Source organism: Paraburkholderia sp. EB58 (assembly GCF_050436665.1).
GTDB lineage: Bacteria > Pseudomonadota > Gammaproteobacteria > Burkholderiales > Burkholderiaceae > Paraburkholderia.
In genome coordinates this window covers 339,646-364,249 of sequence record NZ_JBNDMQ010000004.1, presented here as the reverse complement: position 1 = coordinate 364,249, position 24,604 = coordinate 339,646, and the positions used below count along the sequence as shown (strand labels likewise).

The window sequence follows — 24,604 nt, the reverse complement described above, 5'->3', positions numbered from 1 at the left end:
GGCAGCCGCCGCATCCGAACCATCACGAGCATTACCAACACTCGAAATCTGTATGTTGATCATCATGCACATTTTCAGTATTATGCTCATCATGCAGATTGTCAAGCGTCACGGAGAAAAAAATGGGCTATTCGCAGGCACAGAAGGCTGAGAGCCGGCAGCGGGTTCTGGAGAATGCGTCGCGGCAGATTCGCGAGCACGGCATCGAGGCGCTCGGCGTGGCGGACTGCATGCGTAGCGCAGGTCTCACACACGGGGCGTTCTATGGGCACTTCGCTTCGCGCGACGCGCTGATCGTGGAGGCGCTCGAGTACGCGCTCGGTCAAAGCAGGGAGCGCATTGCGGCGCGGGAAATCGGTGCCGGCAAGCGAGCTGAGACGCCGCTGCAGTCAATTGCCGAAGCGTTCCTTGACGAGCGCCACGTGAAGAATCCCGGTAGTGGATGCGCGCTGTGTGCACTGGCGGGCGAGGCGCGGCATGCGAGCACTGATGTCCGGGCGCTGCTGACCCGGTATTTGCATGAATTCACCGCACATGTCGCGCAGGCTACATCGAGCGGCGACGAGAAGTGGGCGCTGGGCATTGTCGCGACTATCGTCGGCGCCATTACGCTCGCTCGCGCAGTGGATGACGACGAGTTGGCTAAATCGATTCTTTCTTCGTCGCTCGCGCTGGTTCTGGCGCAGGACAGTGGCGGGCGGTAACAGGGGTAGTTGGGCGACGGTTTTTCGGGTGTGAGGGTATGCTGGTGCGGTTGGCCAGATTCCCGCTCAAGCGTCCACAACCGTCTCTAACCGCATCAGGTATTTAAAAGGCCCCCAGCATGTCGGACCATCCCATCGACAACCCCTTTCTCGAATCGCTCGGTGTGCGTTTGACGCAATGGCGCGATGGCTATGCCGAACTCCGCATGTCGATCGACGCCAGCAAACTCAACCGGCAGGGCGTGTTGCAAGGCGGTGCGATCGCAACCCTGCTCGATGCAGCAGCCGGATACGCTGGCCTATTCGCGCAGCCGGGGCAAGCCGCGCGGCACGCCTTCACGTTGTCATTGACGACGAACTATCTCGACAAGGGACTCGGCGAATACGTGACCGCAAAGGGATTTCTCGAGCGTCAGGGCCGATCGATTTTCTTCTCGCGCGGTGAGGCGTGGGTGGATGACCGCATCCTGATCGCCAGCGCGCAAGGCACGTTCAAGTATTCGAAAGGGGCGAGCTAGGCAACGCGCCGTGATGCTCGTTTCGTTGCCAGGTTGCCGCTTCAGCACCGAATGCGGTTTGCTTGTCGGGCCCTCTGCGCCTTTCAACCCCACGGTTTTACTGCAGCCCCCGTCTTGCGGCTCGCAAGCCATGCCTTCGTACGCGATGCAATGTAATCCGCGTACTCTGCATTGGTCTTCAAAACCGGCATCTGATGATACGTGCCACCGTTCGCATCGGGCACAGGCAATCGCGATACCAGTTCCGCATGGACCTCCTGCAGATGCGACGGTAGCTCTGCCGCTGCGGCGCTCGTCCCTGTCGATTGCGGCACGGTCACGGAAGCCAGCGGATCGTCGCTACGCGGCGTCGTGAGCGTCAGCACGTCGCCCACGTCGGGCGCGGCCGCGTCGCGGGCCGTGAGGGCGGGCAGACTCCAACGCGTTTCGACCGTCTTCAGGATGGAAGTGTGATCGAGCGGCATGGTGCCTTCTGGAACGCGGAACACCGTACCCGGCGCGATGAGCGGCGAAACCAGCACGGTAGGCACGCGCAAACCGAAACGCTTGAAGTCGAAGCCGTACTCACCCGCCGAGTCATCCGGCGGCACGGCGCCCGACGGCGGCGGAACATGGTCGTAGCAGCCGCCATGCTCGTCGTACGTGATGATTAGCAGCGTCTTGTTCCACTGCGCTTCGTTGCTGCGCAAGGCGTAGTACACGTCGTGGATAAACTGCTCGCCCAAAGCGACATCATAGTTGGGGTGCTGGCTGTTGCCGGTCGAGTCCCAACTCGGTTCGAGAAACGTATAGGCCGGCAGCGTGCCGTTTTGTGCCGCGCTCTGGAAGTCTGTGAAGAGGCCGAAGTGATCGTCGGACGCATTCGTGGTGTCCGGGAAATTCATCCGCGTGAGCGGGGGCTCGTTGTATCCGTAGATGACCCAGCTCTGATTGTGCTGCGACAGCAAGCCGAAGATGCTGGGCGAGGTATAGGTGCTGGTTTTGTCGTCCATGTGCCCCTGGCTTGTTGCCGCGCACACGAAAGCGCGATTCGGCAGAGTTTCCGTAGGCACTGAACTGAACCACTGGTCGCACACGGCATAGCCGCGCGCAAGTCCTGAGAGTACCGGTAGCATCGCTGGCGTGTACATACCCATGATGTCCGAGGCGACCGTACCTGGCAGAACTGACCAACTGGGTTCCTTCGATTCCCAGCCAAGCGTGTACACGTAGTCGGCCACGAAGCCCTCGTTAGTGGCGACAGGCGGCGAGGGCGCGTCGATAGTGCCGAACAACTGCGAATTCGTTGCGCTGTAGCCTTCGCCGGGATCGGCGCCAGGCTGAAAGTACGCGTTACTGTCACTCGGCTGAATCGCGTACACCTTTACGGCTTCGCCATTCGCGGCAGGGTTGGACTCATTGCCGGTCAGTCCGTCGAAAGCCTGGCCCGAAGGCGATTGATTCTGCTGGTCCGTGTAAAGAAAACCCAGCATGTGGTCGAACGATCGGTTCTCCAACATCAGGACGACAATATGCTCAATCGCGGCAAGCTGGTTAGCCATGGACACTCCCTCGTTGATCTCGTTTCGATGCTCGATATGCATTGCACGGATCGCTCGCTAAGGCGCGGTCCAATGCGCCTCTACGTGTGCATGCGTTCCGAGGCTTCGACCGCGACGCTTGCTGCAGGTTCTGTGCAGAGTTCCTTACGTTTTGCGACGCCAAAGCGCCTCGCGAGTTCATGACCTTTTGATGTCACGCGGTAAAACGGATGACCGGATTCGGCGGATACGACTTCGACCAGATGCGCATGTTGAAGCGGCAGGACGTCGAGGTCGGCCAGCGCCATGCGTTCCGACGCGTGGTACAACACGAACAAGGTGGCTATCTCGTGGTGACTGAGAAGGTTGGTCATTGGATACGTCACTTGCAGGTAAAACGGGGCAGCACGCAGGATTGCGAAGTGCTGGAAGGAGTGGTTCTTTTGATGGTTTAGACTTTAGCTGAGTATCGTGACAGTATCCCTACCGTCTCAGTCGAATGTTTGACCGGGTACCCGATGCGGCAGGCATGTTTTACTCATCGCTTGCGGGTAGCCTTCGTTCCCCTCGCCATTACGCAGTGATTCGGCCACTACAGCGGCCACAAAATCGGTTACACAGGCGCACCCAACCATGAGTTTCCGTCCCGTTGTTGCTGAAACCTCAGAGACACCTGCACCGTCCTCAACTGCAAGCCATGCACGCGCTGGACTGATTACGCCGTCGATGAAGGTTGTCGAGGCGTTTGTGTTGCTTGCCACGTCGATTTCCGGTGAAGCGGTGGATCGGGTGCGTAAGCTAAACGCCAGCGCGGCTCCAGAGGATCTGCACAAGCTTCGTGTGGCACTGCGCCGCTTGCGGACGCTCTGGTGGGCGTATGAGCCATTACTCGACAAGCAAGACGCGAAGCTGCGGCGCCGCGAATTCAAGTCGCTTGCCGACGCTGCTGGCCGGACTCGCGACTGGGATGTCTTGCACGAACTGATCGCGGCCTCGGACCCGTCGAATAAGCACGCGTTGACCTTGCTGATTGAAGCGATCGGAGCACACAGAGCTGATGCCTTGTCGTTCAGCCTGAGGGCAATCGGCAACGCGAGTGTCGAACGGATTCTCGAGCAGGCCTTGGTGAGCGCGCGTCAGCAGCTCGAGTTGCACGGTGCCGGTTGGTCCATTGCAAGTTTTGCCGAAGAGCGTGTGCGAGCGGCCGAGAAAGCACTTAAAAAGCGCGTCAAGCGAGCAGTACCCGCGCACGAGTTAGACTACGCGGCGCTTCACGAGGTCCGGATCGCGGGGAAAAAAATGCGCTACCTGCTGCAGTTTTTTTCGCCGGTTCTGGATGGCGGTCATCAGGCTGTTATTGAACGACTCACCGTGGTGCAAGACGAACTCGGAACGTTGAATGACCTGGTGACGAGCGAAGCGTTGCTTCGCGAATATGCATTTCAGTTAGGTGAGGCGAAGCGAGTGAAGCAGGCGATCGCGCATCTGCAAAGCCAAACCGTGCATCACATGCACCACGTTCATGAGGTACTGCGAGCGATAGGCTAATGGGGGCAGGACCTCGCTTTTACTGTCGCTTCTACGCGAATTCCGACCGCCGTTGCCCCGCGTCATGCGGCCAGTTGTTTGCGGCGCATTCCCCGTCAGCGCGGGCCAATGCCTGCGAGGCAAACATGGTCTCGCTGTATGCAACCACTTTCTTGCCCGTGCCCTGCTGCCGTTCGATTGTCAAAGCCCAATGCCAGCCACCATCCTGTTCAAACACGTGAAGCGTCAAATCAGGTGAGTGCGGATGTGTCATCTATGCCTCCGCAGTTAGGGGGCCTGATGGGCAACAAGGTCCCAGGCTCCGCTGAACTCAGCATAGGCGTATAAATGCTGCGTCGCAACATTAATTTTTAGTGACATCCTCCTAACGTGGCGATTGAGCTCGCCCGTCAGCTAATCGAAAGTCCGTATATTTATTTCGGAGGTCGAATTGAAATTGGTCAGTGGACTTCGATGCAGAGCGCTTGAGTGACGCTTGAAGTGACACACCCGACTCGTAAGGCATGAATCGTGCTGACAAACATGGGAAGCACGGCTGCGCGGAATCCGCAGCCTTTCACCCGATCTCCTATCAGGAGTCGTACCCATGAAACGCTCGACACAGTCAGTTTTGCGCATTGCGATGGCCATGGCGGCGATGGTCGCCTTCGCGCCTGTGATCGTGAATGCCGATGACGCGCCGTCCCCGTGCGCTGCCCTGAAACGAATCGTGGCAGCCGCGCCGGACGGCTTTACCGGCCTCAGTCCGGCGGACGTGAACGGCGTCGCCCAGCCGTACGGCGACGATGCGCAGTGCAACGCGAGCCACGACAGTTATCAGTGTCTGTGGACTCCGCATCATGACGCGGGGTCTAGTGCGGACGCGTTGCAGTCAGTTGCTGCGGATATTGCATCATGCTTGCCGGCGGCGACCCACGATCTGAATACGCCTGCTCGTCAGCATTTCTATGTGGGGGCGCGCGACCAGAGGACGCAGATCACCGCGACGACTGCGGGGGCGAATAAGCTCAAGCTGGTAGTGTCGGGTAAATGAAGAGACGGCTCGCAAAGTTGAAGACGGGGGCGCGCTTGAAGCAGCACGCCAGATCCCCGCTGCATCAATGACTTGGCGCGCTTGCCCTTAGGTTATCCACAGGCTTGCGAACAATTTCTGTGGAGAACTTCTCCCGGTACGACGCGCCGTGTTACTCCGGCAACACCGCCACCGAAGCCTCACTAGTCTGCATCAAGAATGTCAGCGATTCCTGCAGATACAACCGAACCACCTGATCCGTATGGCTCAGATAGCCAATGGACAGATCCTGTCCAATATGCAGATCGAAGTCCCCGCCACGTGTGGACAGCACGCTGCCCCCATCGATAGCCGGCGCCCAGATAATCTCCCCATTCACCAGCCGCTTGAGATGCTCAAGCACCGGGTATCCCTGATCGCTCGCTTCGCTAACTGCTGTATAAGCGTCGGCACCTAACAACACGGAGTACGGACCATCGACACCAGCAAGCCGCAACTGCTCAAGCGCCTTCGCAATCACAGCCGGATAACCACTCACCTCAGCCGGTAAGCTCAGCTTAGGATTCGACGAACCTTCGCGGATACCAACAATATTCGCCGCCTGGTACCCATCAAAAATCGCACGGTCTTCGGCATACGCCAGTTGTTGTGCAGCGTCTTTCGCCGGCTGCCAGTCCGAATCCTCCGCTCCACGTTCCACATCGTCGATGTCTTCGCGTTGCAATTCAAACGGCACGCGTAGCTCCACTAGCGCCTTCACCTCGCGTTGGCGCGCGCTGATGCCGGCCTGCGGCGGCGCGATGGCCGACTGATGACCGGTGCCCACCGCAGACAGGCTCACGCCGCCCGGGCCTTGCACATCCACCACGCGACGGCCAGCCACTGAACGCTTGAAGGTCCGCGCAACTTCTTCCTCGATCTGCGTCCAGGCGGCCGCGGATATGGGGGCGAGTTCGCGATGCAGGTTATTCATATTGAGGTGCTCCTTTGAGAGAGCCGATGTTCAGCGAACCATTGCTGACGGGCTCGGCAGACGGTAGGGATTCGGGGGCGCCGGCTTCGCTAGCAACCGCGGAGGGGTTGCGGTCAGCCAGCGCTTCAAGCAGCGGCGCCGAAGGCACAAAAAACAGACCGCCCGTGACCGCGCGGCTGTAATCGAGGAGCCGGTCGTAGTTGCCTGGCGGTCGGCCAACAAACATGTTTTCCAGCATCTGTTCGATCGGCGCAGGCGAGCGCGCATAGCCAATGAAATACGTGCCGAACTCGCCGAAGCCTGGCCGGCCGAACGGCATGTTGTCGCGCAGGATTTTGACCTCTTCGCCGTTCTCATCGAGCGTCGTGAGCGAACTGTGTGAGTTGGTGGGCTTCACTGCCTCGTCGAGTTCGATATCGGCGAGTTTGGTGCGGCCGATAATGCGCTCCTGCGTTTCCACCGACAGCGCATTCCAGCCAGTCATGTCGTGCAGATACTTCTGCGTCAGTACATAGCTACCGCCGGCAAACTCGGGGTCTTCCTCTCCGACCACGGTGAACACGACAGCCTCGTTGCCGGTCGGATTCTCGGTGCCGTCCACGAAGCCGATCATGGCGCGCTGATCGAAGTTACGAAAGCCGTGGACTTCATCGACCGTGGTCACGGCGCCGCTGAGCCGGCCCATCAGTTGCGAGGCCAGTTCAAAGCACAGGTCCATCTGATTGGCGCGGATGTGCAGCAGGATATCGCCAGGCGTCGCCATCGCGAGCCGCTCGCCTGAGCCGAATTCGCGGAACGGGTGCAGACCGGCGGGGCGCGGCGCGCCGAACAGCGCGTCCCATGCCTCTGAGCCGAACCCGCATACACAGGACAGGCCGCCGGCCGGTACGCGCTTGCCGACTGCGCGCACCAGCGCGGCGATATCGGCGCACCACGCGCGCACGGTTTCACGACTGGCAGGGTCCGGGTTGATGGTCGCAACAATGAAGATGGCACTGGGCGTTACCTGCACGGACACGGCTTGCGGTTCGTGGGTGACAGCAGCGGGGATTGGAGTATCGGACATCGCTTCGGCCTTTCAGGGCTGATAGGTCAAGGAGAAGTGGCAAAGAACGTGCTCCGGCAACAGCATATATCACCCGAGCCGCCTGAGAACGCCAAGGGTAGCAGGGAGTGGGATTTAATGCGTGACAGATCCAGGACGCTGAAGCCGGGCGGGTCTTCGGGAGAGCTTGCAGGCGGTGTTTGGTGCCTGTTGTGATATGGATGCGCTGCGGGGGCCTCGATTGCAGATCTGGCTTTGTCCCCGCGCGTTGAGGTCAGCCTGGTCCTACGCGCTTCTGGTTCTTAACGCCCAGTTCAGGCGCTTTTGCATGCTGGCGTTCGGATGGGCGAGGCGATCGGCGAGTTGCGCCACGGCGCCGTCCAGTTGCGCCAGTGTTTGGGCATCGCGGTGATAAGCGGTCGCGTCAGACTCAACGCGCGCGCTTTCAAGCCGCTGGCCGGCGACAGAAGATGCCGTGGCTCCGTCGTAGCGGGCAATCATGGCATCGAGCCGCGCGAGAATCGACGCGGCATGTGCGGCGCCGGCATTCTGCGAAGCGGTGTCGTGATCCACCAGGCTCGCCGCAGCATCAGTATCATCCTGGTGGCTCAGCACGCGGGCCCAGTGCAGACAACTCAGCAAAGAGCCGGTCGCGAGTTCGACACCCGGATTCCACACGAACACCCGTTGGGTTTGCAACGGCCGCAAGGCAATGCGCAGGTCATGCCAGCTTCGATCCAGCGAGCGCATCGCCGCGCTTGTCGTGGCGGCGTCGGGTTGGACACGGGCCTGCGTGGCGAGCCGCACCACTTGTCTGAGCGCCGCGAGCACGGCGGCGATCCGCGCTTCGACATGGCGCGTGGCCGCAAGCGGCATCATCAGGATCGCCACAGCAAACGACACGCTGCAACCCACCATCACCTCCTCGATGCGCAACTGGACGAGCGGCCCCATCGCAAAGCCCAGTTGTCCGTAGACGAGGCCGACCAGCACCGTGATAAAGAACACCCCGGGCGCATACGCATTCAGGATGTAGTAGGCCCAGCCGAACACGCAGACCACCATTGCTGCGATCATCAGCAGCGGCGCATCGTGCAACGAGGTTGCCAGCAGCATGCTGGCAAGCGCGCCGGCGAGTGTTCCGGCAAGCCGTTGCGCGCCTCGATAGACGGTGTCGGCACGCGAGCGGGTGCCGAGAAACACGACGAAGGTCGTGATGACCGCCCAGAACCAGCGCTCTGGCGAGAGCGAGTGGCCGATCACCATGGCGAGCAATGCTGCCGTGGTAGCGCGTGCCGCCGGCAGCCAGGCGAGTCTCGCGCGGATGTCGGCGAACCACTTGGCGGCGCGGCGCTTCCTGCTGCGCGCGGCAGGCAACGTCTGCAATACGCGCCGCGGCTTGGCAGCTTGCTTGAGCCGTTCGATAGCTTGGCGTAGCGGGCCCACCCCCGCTACTTCCAAGGCCGAGCCGAACGTGGTCTGGCCAGCGGCCACTTCCAGTTCGACGAGCCGTTCGCGAAGCGCGCATGCGTCAGGCGGGTTCAGCAGCGCGAGTTGCTCTTCGAGCGCGAGCGCTGCTTCGTTCAGTTCGGAGACGCGGGCCGCAGTGACCATGCTCGGCGCCTTCGCAGTTCGCGTAGTGGCCAGCACACGCTCGGCCCGCAGCGTGACTGTGTGGACCGCCAGTTGCAAGGTCCGCGCCGCCCGCACGGGGACGATCAGGCGGCCGACGAGCGCCACCATCAAGGGACCAACCGCCGACAACGCAATGGACTGCGCGGCCTCGACGGCCGTCGGGTGCAGATACAGCCCGAGATAAAACGTCACCACGCCGATCATCGCGCAGCCAAGCGCACGCGGCCCGCAGGCCTGGCACAGCATGCCGGTGAACATGACGAGCAGAAAGCCAGCATCGCCCGCGAGCGGATAGCGGCTCAACGCGGCAGCCGCGGCGAAGTTCGCGCAGGCGCACAGATAAAGGTAGAACAGGGTGATGAACCATTCGCTGCGGCGTGCGTCGCGCACGAACAGTGGCGCGATCATGCTGAACAGGACGCCGAGGGCGGCAAGGGTGAGCGGCTGGTGGTGACCGGCCGTCCACGCGACGCAAACGACGCCGCTCAACAGGCAGGCAAGCGTGACGCGCAAGGCGGTGTGGAGGCGCACAAGTCCCGGGTCCGCAACCAATAGGCGGCCGGCGACGCGTGAAAACGCGACAGCAATCATGATCGATGATATCCAGGCTAGTAAGTCGGGACCGGCTTGTGGCCGACTGCGACAGGGCGGACGTAAGACCGCCTGCTTCAGATCGCCGAAATGGGCTTTTAACCGGGATCACCGGCTAAAAGCCCGTTCGACGACGAACGACATCACCCGCGCATGACCGCATCGGCCGCAGCGAAAGGCTCCTGCGGAGCGGCGGCATGTTCGGGTTTTCCCGGATGATATCTGGTCAAAATTCGCTGTGTCCAGCAAAGCGGGCCAAATTCGCCGTATTTCATGTAGGGATATTGAAAGCGGTAGCGGCCCGGGCTCGGACTTGGGGCTGGATTTGAGGCGGCGTAATGAGGCACGAAAGAGGCACAAAGCGACTCACGAAAGGACTCACGAAACGCGAACTCAAGCGCGGCTATCAGATGGTGATTCGTCGCATTCACGAATGCGAATCGCAAAAGTGAAAGTTCTTAAATTCGAATGAGTATTTGATATGTTTTCCTAATCAAATAATCAAGCCATCTTTCACATCGACATGGTTTTTGTTTTGTTTGACTTTGTGCACTGCGCCAACGGATAAACTACGCTCCGTCGTGCAAAACGTTGCGCTTTCAACAAGGGTGGCAAAGCGGAGAAATGACTGCATTTAAGGCCTTTCCGCAGCGTCAATCCTGAGTATTGCATCGCTCCAGGTTGGCATTTCACAACGCTTTTTCAACTTCGCGCCCACTCCCAATGGACGACCCGTGATCGGCGTGCAAGCATCCGTCCCGTTGTGTGTTTCCGAACCCGTAACTGCCAATCAAGTTCGCCATTGAACTCTCAATAGCAGTTCGAAAAAGCGCGTCGTTTGAATATTCCAAAGCCTGGAGATCGTAATGAAAAAGCAAGTCATTGCACTCGCTGTATCCGCAGCATTTGCCGCCCCTGTATTCGCTCAAAGCAGCGTCACCTTGTATGGCGTGATCGATGAAGGCATTAACTACACGAGCAACGTCGGTGGCAATCATGAGTTCGAGATGGTGAGCGGGTATGCACAGGGCAGCCGTTGGGGTCTCAAGGGTTCGGAAGATCTGGGTGGCGGCATGAAGGCGGTCTTCCAGTTGGAAAACGGCTTCAACGCAAATAGCGGCACGCTCGCCGAAGGCGGCCGTCTGTTCGGTCGTCAGGCCTACGTCGGTCTGGCGGACAACACGTACGGTACGGTCACGCTAGGCCGCCAGTACGACTCCGTGGTCGACTACTTTGCGCAAACTACGGCTAACGGCAACTGGGCGGGCTACCTGTTTGCTCACCCGTACGATAACGACAACACCGACAACTCGTTCCGCCTGGACAATGCCGTCAAGTACGCGAGCCCGAATATCGGCGGCTTCCAGTTTGGCGGTGCGTATGCGTTCAGCAACGACACGGGCTTCGCCAACGACCGCGCCTATAGCTTCGGCGGTCAGTACGCGAACGGCGGCCTGCTCGTGGCCGCTGCCTATATGCAAGCGGACAATCCGGGCGGCACCACGGGCGGTGCGATCACCACCAACGACGCAAGCTTCATCGCCGAACGCATGCGCGTGTGGGGCGCTGGTATCAACTACACGTTTGGTCCCGCCACTGTGGGTCTTTCGTACAGCAACTCGAATTACAAGAATCCTACTGCTAACGGCTACATCAGCACGACTGCTCCCCTCGTGACGGGTTCGACGCTCAATGCCCTGAAGTTCCAGAACATTGAGGTGAACGGCAAGTACCAGATCACGCCGACGTTCTATGTGGGCGCCGAGTACGTCTACACCATCGAGAACTTCGAAGCGTCGACGGGCAACCTGAAGCCGAAGATCCAGACGGTCGGCCTGATGGCTGACTACAACCTCTCGAAGCGTACGGACGTCTATATCCAGGGTGTTTACCAGAACGTCTCCGGCGACAGGACCAACTCGGTTCTGGACGATGGCTTCGTACTCGGTACCGACGCACCGTCGTCGACCTCGAACCAGACCGTGGTCCGGATTGCCCTGCGTCACCAGTTCTAAGTTTCTTTGCTCGACCACGCGGCATTACGTGACGCGATGCGTGTGACGTGATGTCTTTCATTGGCTCATCCTGTATCGCGAGATACTCGATGAGCTTTTTTTTGCGCGGCACAAAACGCTGTCTATCACCCCGGCAAGCGCTTAATTGAGCTGCGCGCGCGCCTGGTGGCCGCCGTCCTGAACGGTGTGGCGCACGCCCAAAACGGGCCGCCGACGCCCCGTAGCCTGTCCAGCCGCCCTGCGAGGCCGCTGCGAAGCCCGCCCCACGGGCCTGACAGCCGCATGCCATTACGCGCACAGCAATTCATGCTGTGAAGCGCCCTCAAAACGATTCGTTTCGCTTGCGCGCGATGCCGAATCAGGACATTCCATTAATTTTGCGGTGCTTAAATTCAATCAGCCCGCGACGTTTCTCTCTTGGCGGGTAAGCGGCCTACACAAACCGTATTCATTCTTCCCTTGGTCCCAGGAGTAGATTCCATGAACGACGACGAAATCAAACGAGCCGGTTTCAGCCGCCGCGACATGATGCGTGTTTTAGCTGCGGGCGGCATGCTTGCCATGGGGACCACCGGTATGCTCGCAGGCGCAACGACCGCCTTTGCCGATACGCCGAAGAAGGGCGGCAAGATTCGGGCTGCCTATGAATCCAGTTCGACGGCTGACACGCTGGACCCGGCGAAGGGTTCGACCGGCGCCGACTACATCCGCTTCTTCATGTTCTATAGCGGGCTCGCCCAGTTCGATGCCAGCCTGACGCCGCAGCCGGCGCTGGCCGAGTCGTTCACCACCAGCGATGCAAAGGTCTGGACGCTCAAGCTTCGCAAGGGCGTGACGTTCCATGACGGCAAGGCGCTGGCGCCGGCTGACGTCGTGTATTCGCTGATGCGTCACAAGAATCCGGCGACCGCATCGAAAGTGAAGTCGGTGGCAGACCAGTTCGATGAGGTGAAGGCAAGCGGGCCGGACGAAGTGCAGATCACCTTGAGCTCGCCTAACGCAGACCTGCCGGCGATTCTCGCCACGCCGCAGCTTGTCATCATCAAGGACGGCACCAGGGACTTTTCGACGGCCGTGGGCACCGGACCATACAAGGTAAAGACGTTCAAGCCGGGTGTCAGCACGGTCGGCACGCGCAACGACAATTACTGGCGCCCGGGTAAGCCCTACCTCGACGAGGTGGAGTTGATCGGCATCGGCGACGATTCGGCACGCGTGAATGCGCTGCTCTCCGGCGACGTCCATCTGATCAGCGCGGTCGATCCGCGTGCGACGCAACGCATTGCGGCCACGCCCGGCTACGCGATCAAGGAGACCAAGTCGGGTCTCTATACTGACCTCATCATGCGGCGCGATAACACGCTAACTGGCAACCCGGACTTCGTGCAGGGCATGAAGTATCTGTTCGACCGCGAGCAGATCCGTACGGCGGTGTTCCGCGGCTATGCGGTGATCGGCAACGATCAGCCGATTCCTCCTGGCCATCGTTACTATTTCGCCGGCTTGCCGCAGCGCCCGTACGACCCCGACAAGGCCAAGTTTCATCTGCAGAAAGCTGGCGCCGTGGGTTTGACGCTGCCACCGATCTACGCAACGTCGGACGCCAACGGCTCGGTCGAAATGGCCGAGATGATGCAACTGTCGGCGCAAAAGATCGGCGTCAACCTGACGGTGAACCGCGTACCGCCCGACGGCTACTGGTCGAACCACTGGATGAAACATCCGCTCGGCTTCGGCAGCATCAATCCGCGTCCGAGTGCCGACGTGCTGTTCACGCAGTTCTTCAAGTCGGACGCGCCGTGGAACGAATCTGGCTGGAAGAATCCACAGTTCGACCAGTTGCTGGTCGCGGCACGCTCGGAAACCGACGACGCCAAGCGCAAGCAGATGTACGCTGACATGCAAACCATCGTCAGCAACCAGGGCGGCATCGGCATCCCGTCGTTCATCAGTTTGCTCGACGGCTACGACAAGCGTGTCAAGGGTCTGGGTTCGATCCCGACCGGCGGGATGATGGGCTTCTCGTTCGCCGAGAACGTGTGGTGGGAAGCTTGATCCGTTTGCATCTTTTGATCTGCTAGAACGGTCACCCGGTTATCCGGCTTGCCGGTGGCGAACCCCAAGGTCCGCCACCGGTCCCTGCAATCCTCGTAGGAGGCCCGTGCGATGAACCAGACCATTGCAGCGCTGATTGTGAAGCGCATTGCACTGACGCTGCTGATTCTGCTGATCGTGTCGATGATCATCTTCACGATTACCAATCTGTTGCCAGGCGATGCCGCGCAACAGGCGCTCGGCCAGGCGGCGACGCCGGAGACGATCGCGGCATTGCGGCTGCAGTTCGGCCTCGACCAGCCTGCCTATCTGCGCTACCTGCACTGGCTTGCGGGTCTCGTGCGCGGCGATTTCGGGCTGTCGCTGTCGAGCAATCTACCGGTCAGCGAGATGATTGCCGACCGCCTGCCCAAGTCGTTGCAGCTGGCTGCGATTACCACGCTTGTCTCGGTGCCGATTGCCATTTCGATGGGTATCCTCGCCGCAGTGAAGCGCGGCTCGCTGCTCGACCGCATCATCAGTCTCGGCACGCTCGCGCTGGTCGCGACGCCGGAATTTTTGATCGCGACATTCGCGGTGCTGGTGTTCGCGGTCAAGCTGCATTGGCTGTCGGCTTTGTCGTATGGCGGCGAGATAGACAGTTTCGATCACTTCATGCGTGCCTATGCGATGCCGGTCATTACGCTGTGCTGCGTGATCATTGCGCAGATGGCACGCATGACGCGGGCAGCGGTGATCGAACAGCTCGGCTCTTCATATGTGGAGATGGCGATCCTGAAGGGTGCGCGCCCGGCACGTGTGGTGCTGCTGCATGCGCTGCCCAATGCGATCGGCCCGATTGCCAATGCGGTTGCGTTGAGCCTGTCATATCTGCTGGGCGGGGTGATTATCGTTGAGACGATCTACAACTACCCGGGCCTGGCCCGTCTGATGGTGGACGCGGTCAGCAATCGCGATATGCCGCTGGTGCAGGCCTGCACACTGATTTTCTGCCTCGGTTACCTGATTCTGGTGCTGCTCGCGGATCTGTGCGCGATCGTTTCCAACCCGAGGCTGCGGACATGAACCTCGATCATTCATCCCCTGTTGACCCCCGCGTGCCGACGCATGCCGATACGGCGCTCAGAAGGAGTCCTGACATGCCCGCCCCTTATTCACCTGCGCCTTCCGGCGGTGGTGGCTCCGTCCCACCGCCACTGGGCAAACGCGCTGCACGCCGCATGCCTTCGCTGTCCTTGAGTGGCTGGATCGGCGCGGCCATGGTCGTGCTTGCCTTGCTGGTGGCGATTTTTGGGCCGTGGGTCGCGCCGCATCCGGAGGGCGCGATCGTGACGCAGGATGTGTTCGCGCCGTTCAGCGCCCACCTGCCGCTCGGCTCTGACTACCTGGGGCGCGACATGCTGAGCCGCATCATGTATGGCACGCGCCTCACCGTGCTGCTCGCGTTGGCCGCGGCGCTGTTCGCTGCCGTGTGCGGAACCGGACTTGGCTTGCTGGCTGCCGTCGCGGGCCGCGCGGTCGACGAGACCATGAGCCGCGTGCTTGACGCAGTGAGCTCGATTCCCACCAAGATGTTCGCGTTGATGATTGTCGCGGCGTTCGGCTCGTCGCTGACCTTGCTGGTGCTGACCGCAGGAATCAGCTATACGCCAGGCGCTTATCGGATTGCGCGTTCGCTCGCAGTGAACATCAGCGCGCTCGAATACGTGCAGGTTGCCAAAGTGCGCGGCGAGAACGCGATCTATATCTGCTGCGTGGAGATCCTGCCGAACATGATTCATCCGATGCTCGCCGATCTCGGCTTGCGCTTTGTATTCGTGGTGTTGCTGCTGAGCAGTCTGAGTTTCCTCGGGCTTGGTGTGCAGCCGCCGTACGCCGACCTTGGCTCGCTAGTGCGGGAAAACATCGCCGGCCTGGGCGACGGTGCACCGGTGGTGCTGATGCCCGCCATCGCCATTGCGATCCTGACGGTTGGCGTCAACCTGCTGATCGACGGGCTGCCTGGGCGTGGCAAGCGCCTGCGTTTGCGCCGTGCCGCGGAGGCTCGCTAAGATGAATACGACTTCCACCAACCTCGTTGAAGTGCGCGGTCTGCGAGTGGTCGGCAGCAGCGAAGGCCGGCCCGAAACCACCATCGTGCACGATATCGACTTTACGGTCGCACGCGGCGAAGTGCTCGCACTGATCGGCGAATCCGGCTCGGGCAAAACGACGATTGCGCTTTCGCTGATGGGACATGCCCGCACGGGTTGCCGGATTGCCGGCGGTTCGATCCGGGTCGGTGAGTGCGACGTGCGTGCGCTGTCGCCCGACGCGCTGGCTTCGCTACGCGGCCGCAAGGTTGCGTATATCGCGCAAAGCGCCGCAGCGGCCTTTAATCCGGCACGCACGATTCTTGATCAGGTAATCGAAAGCGCGCTGATCCATCGCACCATGGGCAAGGACGCTGCACAGGCAAAAGCCATCGAACTGTTCCGTGCACTGGCGTTGCCTGAGCCCGAGCAGATCGGCAAGCGTTATCCGCACCAGGTTTCGGGTGGCCAGTTGCAGCGACTGCTGGCGGCGATGGCGCTGATCACGGACCCTGAGTTGGTGATTCTCGACGAGCCGACCACCGCGCTCGACGTCACCACGCAGATCGACGTGCTGCAGGCGTTCAAGCGGGTCGTGAAGGAACTCGGCACGACCGCAGTGTACGTGTCGCATGATCTGGCGGTGGTCGCGCAGATGGCCGATCGCATCGTAGTGCTGAGCGACGGTGCGATCCGCGAGGTCGGCAGCACGGCGCAGATTCTCCATGCGCCAGCGCATGCCTATACGCAGGCCCTGATTGCGGCGGTCATGCCGACGCCGCGCGGCGCACGTCCCGAAGCACGCGCCGCCGCTAAAGCGGAGGAACCTCCGTTGCTGGAGGTCAAGCGTCTCGTCGCCGGTTATGGCAAGGTCGATGCCAAGGGCTTTCCGGCAGCACGCGTTCTGGATGACGTGGATCTCGTGATCCACCGCGGCAAAACCGTGGGCGTGATCGGCGAGTCGGGATCCGGCAAGACCACGCTTGCGAAGGTGATTGCGGGTCTGATGCCGGTAGCGAGTGGTGCGTTGCTGCTCGATGGCGAGCCGATGCCCTCGCGTCTGAACCGGCGCACCAAGGAGCAATTCCGGCGCATCCAGATCGTGTTCCAGAACGCGGATACGGCGTTGAACCCGGTGCATACGGTAGAGCGGATTTTGTCCCGGCCGCTCGCGTTCTATCACGGTATGAAGGGAGAGCGCGCCCGCCAGCGGGTCGCCGAACTGCTCGATCTGGTGCGACTGCCCGCTGCCCTTGCAACACGTCGCTCCGGCGAACTGTCGGGCGGTCAGAAGCAGCGGATCAACCTGGCGCGTGCGCTCGCCGCCGAGCCCGATCTGATTTTGTGCGACGAGGTGACGTCCGCGCTCGATACCGTGGTCGGCGCAGCGATCCTCGATCTGCTTGCTGATCTGCAACGCAAGCTCGGGCTGTCGTACCTGTTCATTACCCACGACATCGGCAAGATGCGCGCAATCAGTCACGACATTGTCGTGCTGTATTCCGGTCATCGCGTCGAGGCCGGTGATCGCGCGGCGCTGTGCGCGCCGCCGTTCCATCCGTATGCGGACCTGCTGATCTCGTCCGCACCAGAGTTGCGCACGGGCTGGCTCGATGAAGCCTCAGTGCGCTGTCATGGCGAGTTGCCGCCAATCGGGGCGCGTGCGGAGCACTCGGAACTGTGTACTTTCCTCGGACGCTGCCCATTGCGCGTCGATGGCTTGTGCAACACCACGGCGCCTGCGCGCCGGCAACTGTCGAATGGAGCTGAGGTACTGTGCCATCGCACAGAGCTTGATTTGACCACTCTCCAGCAAACCCCGGCGTTGCGGGAAGGCTCGGTAGTGTAAGCAGAGAGGCCGTGCGTTCACCCTTGGGGTGGACGCACGGAGCGGATTTGCGTAGTGCATCGGGTTGCGAAGTGCAGCGTTCAGGGCCGAACTAAAGGAACAACTTCATGGGCTTGAGAATCGGTGTGGACATTGGCGGGTCGTTTGCCGATTTCGCAGTACTGAATGATGAAACTGGTGAGCTGAAAACGCTGAAAGTGTTTTCCCGGCCCGACAGTCCGGGCGCCGAAGTGTTGCGCGGCATGGAAGGTCTTGCCGAGCGCTACGGCGTCGATCCACACGAGGTCAGCTATTTCACGCATGGGACCACCGTCGGCGTCAACGCGGTCGTGCAACGCAAGGGCCTGAAGCTTGGCCTGATCACGACGCAACATTTCGAAGATGTGCTCGATATCGCGCGCCTGAAAGGCCCCGATATGTATAACCTGATGTCGAAGCGACCCGCGCCGCTGGTGCCGCGTGAGCGGGTGTTCGGCATCGTGGGGCGGCTCACCGCGGATGGTACGGTGGAGACACCGGTGGACGAGGCGAGCGTGCTAGATGCGCTCGACAAGCTGCAACGCGCCGGCTGCCAAGGCGTCGTGGTGTCGCTGCTGCACTCGTATCGCAATCCTGCGCATGAGCACGAGGTGAAGGCGATACTAGAGCGTGCAATGCCGGATCTTTTCGTCTCATGTTCATCTGATGTGTGGCCGATTATTCGCGAGTATGAACGTACCTCGACGGCCGTGATAGGTGCGTATGTGCAGCCGAAGGTGTCGCACTATCTGTCGTCGCTGCAACGCGCGCTACGCGAGACGGGGATCGCAGTGGACATGAAGGTCACCAAGTCCAATGGTGGCGTAATGAGCGCCGAAACCGGCAAGACTAACTGCGTGCAGATGATCTTGTCAGGCACAGCGTCTGGTGTGATTGGCGCCGCTTATGTCGCGCAACTCTGCGGCTTGCAGCACTGCATGAGTCTCGACATCGGCGGCACGACAGCGGACGTTGCGCTTATCATCGACGGCGAACCGCAATACGCCACCGGCGAATACATCGGAGATTTCCAGATACATATTCCGTCGGTCTCGGTGTCGTCCATCGGCGACGGCGGCGGCTCGATTGCGTGGGTGGACGATTTCGGCGTACTTAAAGTCGGACCGGAGAGCGCCGGCTCAAATCCAGGTCCCGTGTGCTACGGCCGCGGCGGCACGCGCGCCACCATCACCGATGCCTTTGCCGTGATGGGCGTGATCGGCAACGCCAGCCTTGGCTATGACTCGGTGAAAGTCGATCACGACGCCGCCTGCCGCGCGATCGATGCGCTTGCCCAGCGGCTCGGCTCGGATATCTACAAGACGGCGGAAGCGATCGTAAACGTGTCGGTGTCCGGCATGTATGCCGGTGTGAGCCGTATCGTGTCGCGCTTTGGGATCGATCCGCGCACGTTCTCGCTGCTGCCGTTCGGCGGTGCAGGGCCGATGCTCGCGTGCTATTTCGCGCGGGCGCTCGGCATGGAGCAGGTCGTTGTGCCCACTACGCCGGGCGTGCTGAGCGCGCTCGGCGGGCTGATTGCCGATACGACGAACGATTTCGTCAAGACCACTTACTACGACCTCGACGCCGCAGCGCTCAACGCGCTGCGCGACGATGTGCGCTCACTCGAAACGGCCGCGCGGACATGGATGGCCGCTGAAACCGCCGCACCCGGTCACGCCGGCGGCGACCGCACAGCGCGCATCACCGTCTCGGCGGACATGCGCTACAAGGGCCAATCGTTCGAAATCGATACTCCTCTTGAGCTGGCATGGCTGCAGGAGCGGGACATCGCCGCGCTGAGCGACGCGTTCCATCGCGAGCATGCACGGCTCTATGGCCACAGCGATCTGAAAGCGAAGATCCAGGTGGTGGCGTTGCGTCTCGTGATTGCGTCGGTGACGCCCAAGCCGGCGTTGCGACCCATCGAAACGAGCGAGCAGTCCCCTATTCCGGATGCCTCGATCAAGGTCTGGATGGACGGCGCATTTCGCGATGCAGCGCTATTCCATCGCGCGAAGCTGTTGGCTGGCCAGCAGATTGCCGGACCGGCCGTGATTGCGCAGGACGATTGCACCACCTGTGTGCTACCGGGTTTCTCGGGACGCGTTGATACCTACGGCAATCTGATTCTTACCTATGTTGGCGCGAACTGATACGGAGCAGGGCATGCAATTCGACAAGGCAGTGCTGCAGATCTTCGCCAACTATTGCGTCGCGGCAGCGGAAAGCATGGCGTACACGCTGGTGCGCACCGCACACTCGACCTTTGTGAAAGAGACCGAGGACTTCTCGTGCGCGATCACGACGCCGGACGGACTCACATTTGCCTCGCCAAAGACGCTGGGTGCGACGTGGTACGTCGGCCTCGACTACGGTCCGGTGATCGGCATGATCGACCACTACGAGCCGGGTGATATCGGCATGACGAATGACGCGTACAGCGGCTTCGTCGCCACGCATACACCGGATATCGTGTTGTGGAAGCCGGTGTTTTACGAAGGTGAGATTGTTTGCTTTGTTGGCGGCCACATTCACAACACGGACATGGGCGGCGCCGTACCCGCGTCGCTGTCGCGCACGCTGACCGAAATCGAGCAGGAAGGCATCCGCTTTCCTCCTACCAAGATCGTGCGGCGCGGCGTGCTCGATGAAGAACTGCTGCGCATCATGGCTGCCAATGTCCGCGTACCTGATCAGAATGTCGGCGATCTGCATGCGCAACTGGCGTCGCTGCATACCGGCGAGCGGCGGGTGCTGGAGATCATCGAGCGTTTTGGCATCGACGGCTTCAAGGCCGGCATGCAGGCCTTGCTCGATTACTCGGAGGAGCAGGCACGCACCATCATGCGCGGCATTCCCGACGGCGAGTATTTCTTCGCGGAATACGCGGATGAAGACTCGGTGCGCGGCAAGCCGATGCGTGTCGCGCTGACGCTGCGCATCCGCGATGGCAGTGTTGAGTTCGACTACACCGGCAGCGACCCGCAGTTGCAGTCGTCGCTGAATATCCCCACAGGTGGACGTGAACGGCACGCGCTTGCGCTAGTCGGCTTCGTCTACGTGCTGTACACGCTGAACCCCGAGATCCTGCTCAACAGCGGCATGTTGCGGGTGGCGCGTTGCGTGCTGCCCGAAGGTACGGTTGTCAATGCACAGCGACCGGCGGCGGTCGGTATGCGCAGTCTCACCTGCAAGCTGCTGCATCTGCTGACCTTCGGCGCATTTTCGCAGGCGATTCCAGAACGACTCGCGGCTTGCCCCGCAGGTGGCCTGTCTATCCTCAGCGTCAAAACGATGGACCGGCATGGCAGCACCGTGATGGCGTCGATCGGGCCGATTGGCGGCGGCGCGGGCGGTATGTCCTTCGACGACGGCGAGGACGGTTCGGGCGCGAACAACGCGTTCTTGCGCAATACACCGGTGGAGATCAATGAGGCCGAGGTGCCGATTCGCATTACACGCTACGGCGTGGCGCCCGGATCGGGAGGCGCGGGTCAGTTTCGCGGCGGCCAGGGTCTGGTGATGGAGTTCAAAGTATTCGCGCCGAACACACTCGTCACGGCGCGCAATCGCGACCGCACGCATTTCGCCTCATGGGGCGTACGCGGCGGCCACGCTGGCGCGAACGCGCGTTTCACTAAAAACCCGGATACCCCGTACGCGGAGCAACTGGGCAACACGGACCTGGTGATCTGCAATCCAGGCGACGTGATCCGCCTGGTTGGGGCAGGGGCAGGGGGATACGGCAGACCCATCGACCGCGATGTTCAGCGGGTATGCGATGACGTGCGGCGAGGTTATGTCACTGAGCGGGAAGCGAGCGAGGTCTACGCGGTATCGATCATCGACGGCGAAATCGACTCGCGCGAAACGGCGGCGCTACGCGAGCAGGCTCAGGCGCTGGCGGGCGATACTGAAGTGCCACCGTTCGAGTTTGGGCCGTACCGTGAGGCCTTCGAAGCGAAATGGACCCGCGAACGTTACGCCGCCCTCACGCGCATTCTGGCCGACGTGCCGGTGCAATGGCGCTATTTCATCAAGCACCGGATCTTCGATGCACTGGACGCGCACGTCGAAACGGAAGGCGTGAATGCTGAAACGATCGACCGGATCTTTGCGGACGTCCGCGCCTCGTGGCCGGAATTGCGGCGCGCGAGCTGAGAGGACGGGGGAACAGAATCGACTGTTGGCGTTGAGTAGACAAGCCTTCCCAGGTGGACCCATCCACGACGCACGCAGTGCGGAGTGGGGTGGATGAGCGCTTTGTCACGAGCGGGGAAGCTGCGAGGTACGATCTCGTCCCGGACCACTCTGGGTTAGCTCAAGGGGTGGACACCTACGGGCTGGCGGTGTGAGCCCGCTTTCTTTGCTTACTTTCTTTGCGGCGGCAACGAAAGTAAGTGCTGCCCCGCACAGGGGCGACCCTAATAGACCGAAAACAAAGCAAGGAAAGGCCAACACCGGCCAGAACGACCACCAAAGCGCCGCGAAGGCAAAAACCAAAAAGGCATCCCTACAGCAACTGCCCCAACCGAACTACCGTCACCCCCGGCCTGAGTTGCCTTAACGACGGCATCACCAGCACGCAATTGTCATAAGGCGTGACGACAGGTTCACCTTCATTCCACCCAATAACTGTCCCCGCTTTAGCGAACATCTCCAACCCGGTATAAGCACCCGCGAAGCGAAAATCCATGCTCTTGGCGACCACCGGCTCCGTGACACGAATCACCCGCATCGCATCCGGCTTCGGAGCAAACCAGCCGGAAGGCAAATCGGCATCATTTAGCGCACCCGATAGCACCAAAAACCGCGCAGCACAGTCCTTCGCCACCACAACCGCCGAAGGCTCCCAATGCTGCCCACACTCCACCAACAACGCATTGCGCGGGCTTTGCGGATCGCCGAAACCCTCATAGTCCCGCATGCGACGCCCTTCCGGATGCCCTTCATCACTGATCACCGTGGCAGGCGCACCCAACGCACGAGCGAGTTCAATACCTTTGCCCAACGGACCTGAAACGATCAGCGGCGCGCTACGCTCGTGCATCGAATGCAGGTCGAGCAAGGCATCCACCGTATCGATCACCGGGCGCAGAGCGCGAGCACGCCTTAACTCGCTGGAATCCGTGCTCGTGTCATCTAGCTTTGCCGCGGTCCACACCCGGTTGAAATCCTGATCGACGAAACGCGACGCATCCGGCTTCGATGCATCGAAGCTCAGATACGCATCAATGTTCGAGAAAGCGAGCGTGAGCTTGCCACGGCGCGGCCGCACACCCAGATCGAGCAACGCCTTGACCGTAATCGCGCCGCACACTTCGTTGCCGTGTGTGAGCGCGTTGATCATGACATGGGGGCCGGCCACGCCGCTGTCGAACGTGTAGACATACGGAATGCCGGTATTACCTGCCGCATAGCCGCTGAGGTCGGGGAATTCGACGTCGACCGGGTAGGCCTGGTCCTGCTGCGGGGAGTGGGTTGTCATGAGCGTGTCCATTCGCAGTCAATAAAAGGGGCCTTTGCCGAGGCTCAAGCAAGGCCGCCCTGGCAAAGATATTTGATGTGCTGGTAATCGTCGAGCCCATAACGCGAGCCTTCGCGGCCATAGCCCGATTCTTTCACGCCGCCGAACGGCGCGGCCTCACTGGCGACAGCGCCCTCGTTGATGCCGATCACGCCACTTTCGAGCCGGCCGGCGACGCGCCAGATGCGGCGCACATCGTTCGAGTAGAAGTATGCCGCGAGTCCGAACGGCGTGTCATTGGCTTCGCGCAGCACGTCGGCATCGCTTTCGAATCGGAGCAACGGTGCAACCGGGCCGAAGGTTTCCTCGCGAAACAGGGCCATGTCGCGGTTGGCATCGCCCAGCACGGTGGGCGCGTAGTAATGCGGACCGTCAAGACCGTCGCCTTGCAGGCGGCGGCCGCCAGTCAGCACCACCGCGCCGTGCGCGAGGGCGTCCTGTACGTGGCGCTCGATTTTGTCGACGGCCCGGGCGTTGATCATGGGCCCGATCTGCGAGTCATCACGCGTGGCAGGCCCTACACGCAGTGCCGCGACCCGCTCAACCAGCTTGCGAGCGAAGGCATCGTAGACGCCGTTCTGCACGTAGATCCGGTTCGGGCACACGCAGGTCTGTCCGCCGTTACGAAACTTCGATGCCATCAGGCCGTCGACCGCAGCGTCCAGATCCGCATCGTCGAAGACGATAAACGGCGCGTTGCCCCCCAATTCCAGCGAGAGCTTCTTGAGCGTATCGGCGGATTCGCGCGCCAGATGCTTGCCGACTGGCGTCGAACCGGTAAAGGTGATCTTGCGTACGCGTGGATCGGCCAGCCAGTTTGAGACGGTGCCGGGCGTGTGTTCGCGCGAGGCGGTCACGACGTTCAGCACACCCGCCGGCAAGCCCGCTTCCTCGGCGAGACGCGCAAGGGCCAGCGCCGTGAGGGGAGTGTCTTCCGCAGGTTTGGCGACCACGGTGCACCCCGCTGCCAACGCCGGGGCAATCTTGCGAGCGATCATCGCCAGCGGGAAATTCCACGGCGTAATGGCGGCGACCACGCCGACCGGCTCCTTCACCGCCATCATCCGCTTGCCGGGCATCAAGGCGGGGATCATGTCGCCATAAGTACGCACGGCTTCTTCGGCAAACCATTCCACATACGATGCGCCATACGCCACTTCGCCTCGCGCTTCGGCCAGCGGTTTGCCCTGTTCGCGCGAAATGATGCGCGCAAGGTCTTCACTATTGGCGACGATTGCCGCATGCCAACGTTTGAGGAATTGCGCGCGTTCACGGGCTGTGCGCTCGCGCCAGGTGTCGAAGGCGGCGTGCGCGGCATCGGTGGCGGCCTGGGCGTCGGTGTCGCCGCTATCCGGCACGCTCGTAAAGTCGGCGCCGGAGGCCGGATCACTGACGGGATAGCGGGCGCCGGCCACAGCGTCGCGCCACTCGCCTGCGATGAAGTTATGTGAACGGGAGAGTTCGGGCCGATTCAGAGTGAGTGGCATGGCGGTTGACCAGAATAATAGATAAGGATAAC

General features: G+C 61.2%; 20 protein-coding genes. 11 read left to right on the top strand and 9 right to left on the bottom strand.

What is annotated here, in order from left to right; all coding sequences use genetic code 11:
- Positions 1-122: 122 nt before the first annotated feature.
- Both P3T40_RS08845 and P3T40_RS08840 read left to right on the top strand, forming a co-directional pair.
- Complete coding sequence (locus P3T40_RS08845; protein WP_429267301.1) at positions 123-704, top strand: TetR/AcrR family transcriptional regulator; 582 nt, start codon at positions 123-125, stop codon at positions 702-704.
- 119 nt (positions 705-823) lie between these two features.
- Positions 824-1,222, top strand: coding sequence for a PaaI family thioesterase (locus P3T40_RS08840; RefSeq protein WP_429267300.1), 399 nt, complete (start codon positions 824-826; stop codon positions 1,220-1,222).
- Between the two features lie 83 nt (positions 1,223-1,305).
- Here the strand turns inward: P3T40_RS08840 and P3T40_RS08835 are convergent, their stop codons facing one another.
- Both P3T40_RS08835 and P3T40_RS08830 read right to left on the bottom strand, forming a co-directional pair.
- The gene (locus P3T40_RS08835; RefSeq protein ID WP_429267299.1) at positions 1,306-2,763 is read right to left on the bottom strand and encodes an alkaline phosphatase family protein; all 1,458 of its coding nucleotides are present in this window, start codon (positions 2,761-2,763) and stop codon (positions 1,306-1,308) included.
- 80 nt (positions 2,764-2,843) lie between these two features.
- The gene (locus P3T40_RS08830) at positions 2,844-3,116 is read right to left on the bottom strand and encodes a hypothetical protein (RefSeq protein WP_429267298.1); all 273 of its coding nucleotides are present in this window, start codon (positions 3,114-3,116) and stop codon (positions 2,844-2,846) included.
- A 259-nt stretch (positions 3,117-3,375) separates the two neighbouring features.
- Between P3T40_RS08830 and P3T40_RS08825 the strand changes: the two genes are divergently transcribed.
- On the top strand, positions 3,376-4,290 hold the full coding sequence (locus P3T40_RS08825) for a CHAD domain-containing protein (RefSeq protein WP_429267297.1): 915 nt from the start codon (positions 3,376-3,378) through the stop codon (positions 4,288-4,290).
- A gap of 31 nt (positions 4,291-4,321) precedes the next feature.
- On the opposite strand, the gene P3T40_RS08820 is transcribed toward P3T40_RS08825, so the two are convergent.
- The gene (locus P3T40_RS08820; RefSeq protein ID WP_429267296.1) at positions 4,322-4,543 is read right to left on the bottom strand and encodes a hypothetical protein; all 222 of its coding nucleotides are present in this window, start codon (positions 4,541-4,543) and stop codon (positions 4,322-4,324) included.
- Positions 4,544-4,912: 369 nt separating this feature from the next.
- Between P3T40_RS08820 and P3T40_RS08815 the strand changes: the two genes are divergently transcribed.
- The gene (locus P3T40_RS08815; protein WP_429267331.1) at positions 4,913-5,323 is read left to right on the top strand and encodes a hypothetical protein; all 411 of its coding nucleotides are present in this window, start codon (positions 4,913-4,915) and stop codon (positions 5,321-5,323) included.
- A 151-nt stretch (positions 5,324-5,474) separates the two neighbouring features.
- On the opposite strand, the gene P3T40_RS08810 is transcribed toward P3T40_RS08815, so the two are convergent.
- From P3T40_RS08810 to P3T40_RS08795, 4 genes are all read right to left on the bottom strand, one after another.
- Positions 5,475-6,275, bottom strand: coding sequence for a family 1 encapsulin nanocompartment shell protein (locus P3T40_RS08810; protein WP_429267295.1), 801 nt, complete (start codon positions 6,273-6,275; stop codon positions 5,475-5,477).
- Positions 6,268-7,341: a Dyp-type peroxidase gene (locus P3T40_RS08805; RefSeq protein ID WP_429267294.1), complete on the bottom strand. Its 1,074-nt coding sequence runs from the start codon at positions 7,339-7,341 to the stop codon at positions 6,268-6,270. The genes P3T40_RS08810 and P3T40_RS08805 overlap by 8 nt, the downstream gene beginning before the upstream one ends.
- 264 nt (positions 7,342-7,605) lie before the next feature.
- On the bottom strand, positions 7,606-9,546 hold the full coding sequence (locus tag P3T40_RS08800; protein WP_429267293.1) for an FUSC family protein: 1,941 nt from the start codon (positions 9,544-9,546) through the stop codon (positions 7,606-7,608).
- Positions 9,547-10,039: 493 nt separating this feature from the next.
- Positions 10,040-10,180, bottom strand: coding sequence for a hypothetical protein (locus P3T40_RS08795; protein WP_429267292.1), 141 nt, complete (start codon positions 10,178-10,180; stop codon positions 10,040-10,042).
- Positions 10,181-10,412: 232 nt separating this feature from the next.
- On the opposite strand from P3T40_RS08795, the gene P3T40_RS08790 reads away from it, so the two are divergent.
- The 7 genes from P3T40_RS08790 (at position 10,413) to P3T40_RS08760 (ending at position 21,719) form a co-directional block, all read left to right on the top strand.
- A complete protein-coding gene (locus P3T40_RS08790) occupies positions 10,413-11,561 on the top strand; it encodes a porin (RefSeq protein ID WP_429267291.1) in 1,149 nt (382 codons plus the stop codon).
- A 480-nt stretch (positions 11,562-12,041) separates the two neighbouring features.
- Positions 12,042-13,616: an ABC transporter substrate-binding protein gene (locus P3T40_RS08785; protein ID WP_429267290.1), complete on the top strand. Its 1,575-nt coding sequence runs from the start codon at positions 12,042-12,044 to the stop codon at positions 13,614-13,616.
- A gap of 111 nt (positions 13,617-13,727) precedes the next feature.
- Positions 13,728-14,681 carry an ABC transporter permease gene (locus P3T40_RS08780; RefSeq protein ID WP_429267289.1) on the top strand — a complete coding sequence of 318 codons (954 nt, stop codon included), beginning with the start codon at positions 13,728-13,730 and terminating at the stop codon, positions 14,679-14,681.
- A 74-nt stretch (positions 14,682-14,755) separates the two neighbouring features.
- Positions 14,756-15,667, top strand: a complete 912-nt coding sequence (locus tag P3T40_RS08775; protein ID WP_429267288.1) for an ABC transporter permease — start codon at positions 14,756-14,758, stop codon at positions 15,665-15,667.
- Position 15,668: 1 nt separating this feature from the next.
- Entirely contained in the window at positions 15,669-17,537 is a 1,869-nt protein-coding gene (locus tag P3T40_RS08770) for an ABC transporter ATP-binding protein (protein WP_429267287.1), read from the top strand.
- A gap of 107 nt (positions 17,538-17,644) precedes the next feature.
- Positions 17,645-19,711, top strand: a complete 2,067-nt coding sequence (locus P3T40_RS08765; protein ID WP_429267286.1) for a hydantoinase/oxoprolinase family protein — start codon at positions 17,645-17,647, stop codon at positions 19,709-19,711.
- Positions 19,712-19,724: 13 nt separating this feature from the next.
- Entirely contained in the window at positions 19,725-21,719 is a 1,995-nt protein-coding gene (locus P3T40_RS08760; RefSeq protein WP_429267285.1) for a hydantoinase B/oxoprolinase family protein, read from the top strand.
- Positions 21,720-22,071: 352 nt separating this feature from the next.
- On the opposite strand, the gene P3T40_RS08755 is transcribed toward P3T40_RS08760, so the two are convergent.
- Both P3T40_RS08755 and P3T40_RS08750 read right to left on the bottom strand, forming a co-directional pair.
- Positions 22,072-23,046, bottom strand: coding sequence for a M14 family metallopeptidase (locus P3T40_RS08755; RefSeq protein WP_429267284.1), 975 nt, complete (start codon positions 23,044-23,046; stop codon positions 22,072-22,074).
- 44 nt (positions 23,047-23,090) lie between these two features.
- A complete protein-coding gene (locus P3T40_RS08750; protein WP_429267283.1) occupies positions 23,091-24,572 on the bottom strand; it encodes an NAD-dependent succinate-semialdehyde dehydrogenase in 1,482 nt (493 codons plus the stop codon).
- Positions 24,573-24,604 lie beyond the last annotated feature (32 nt).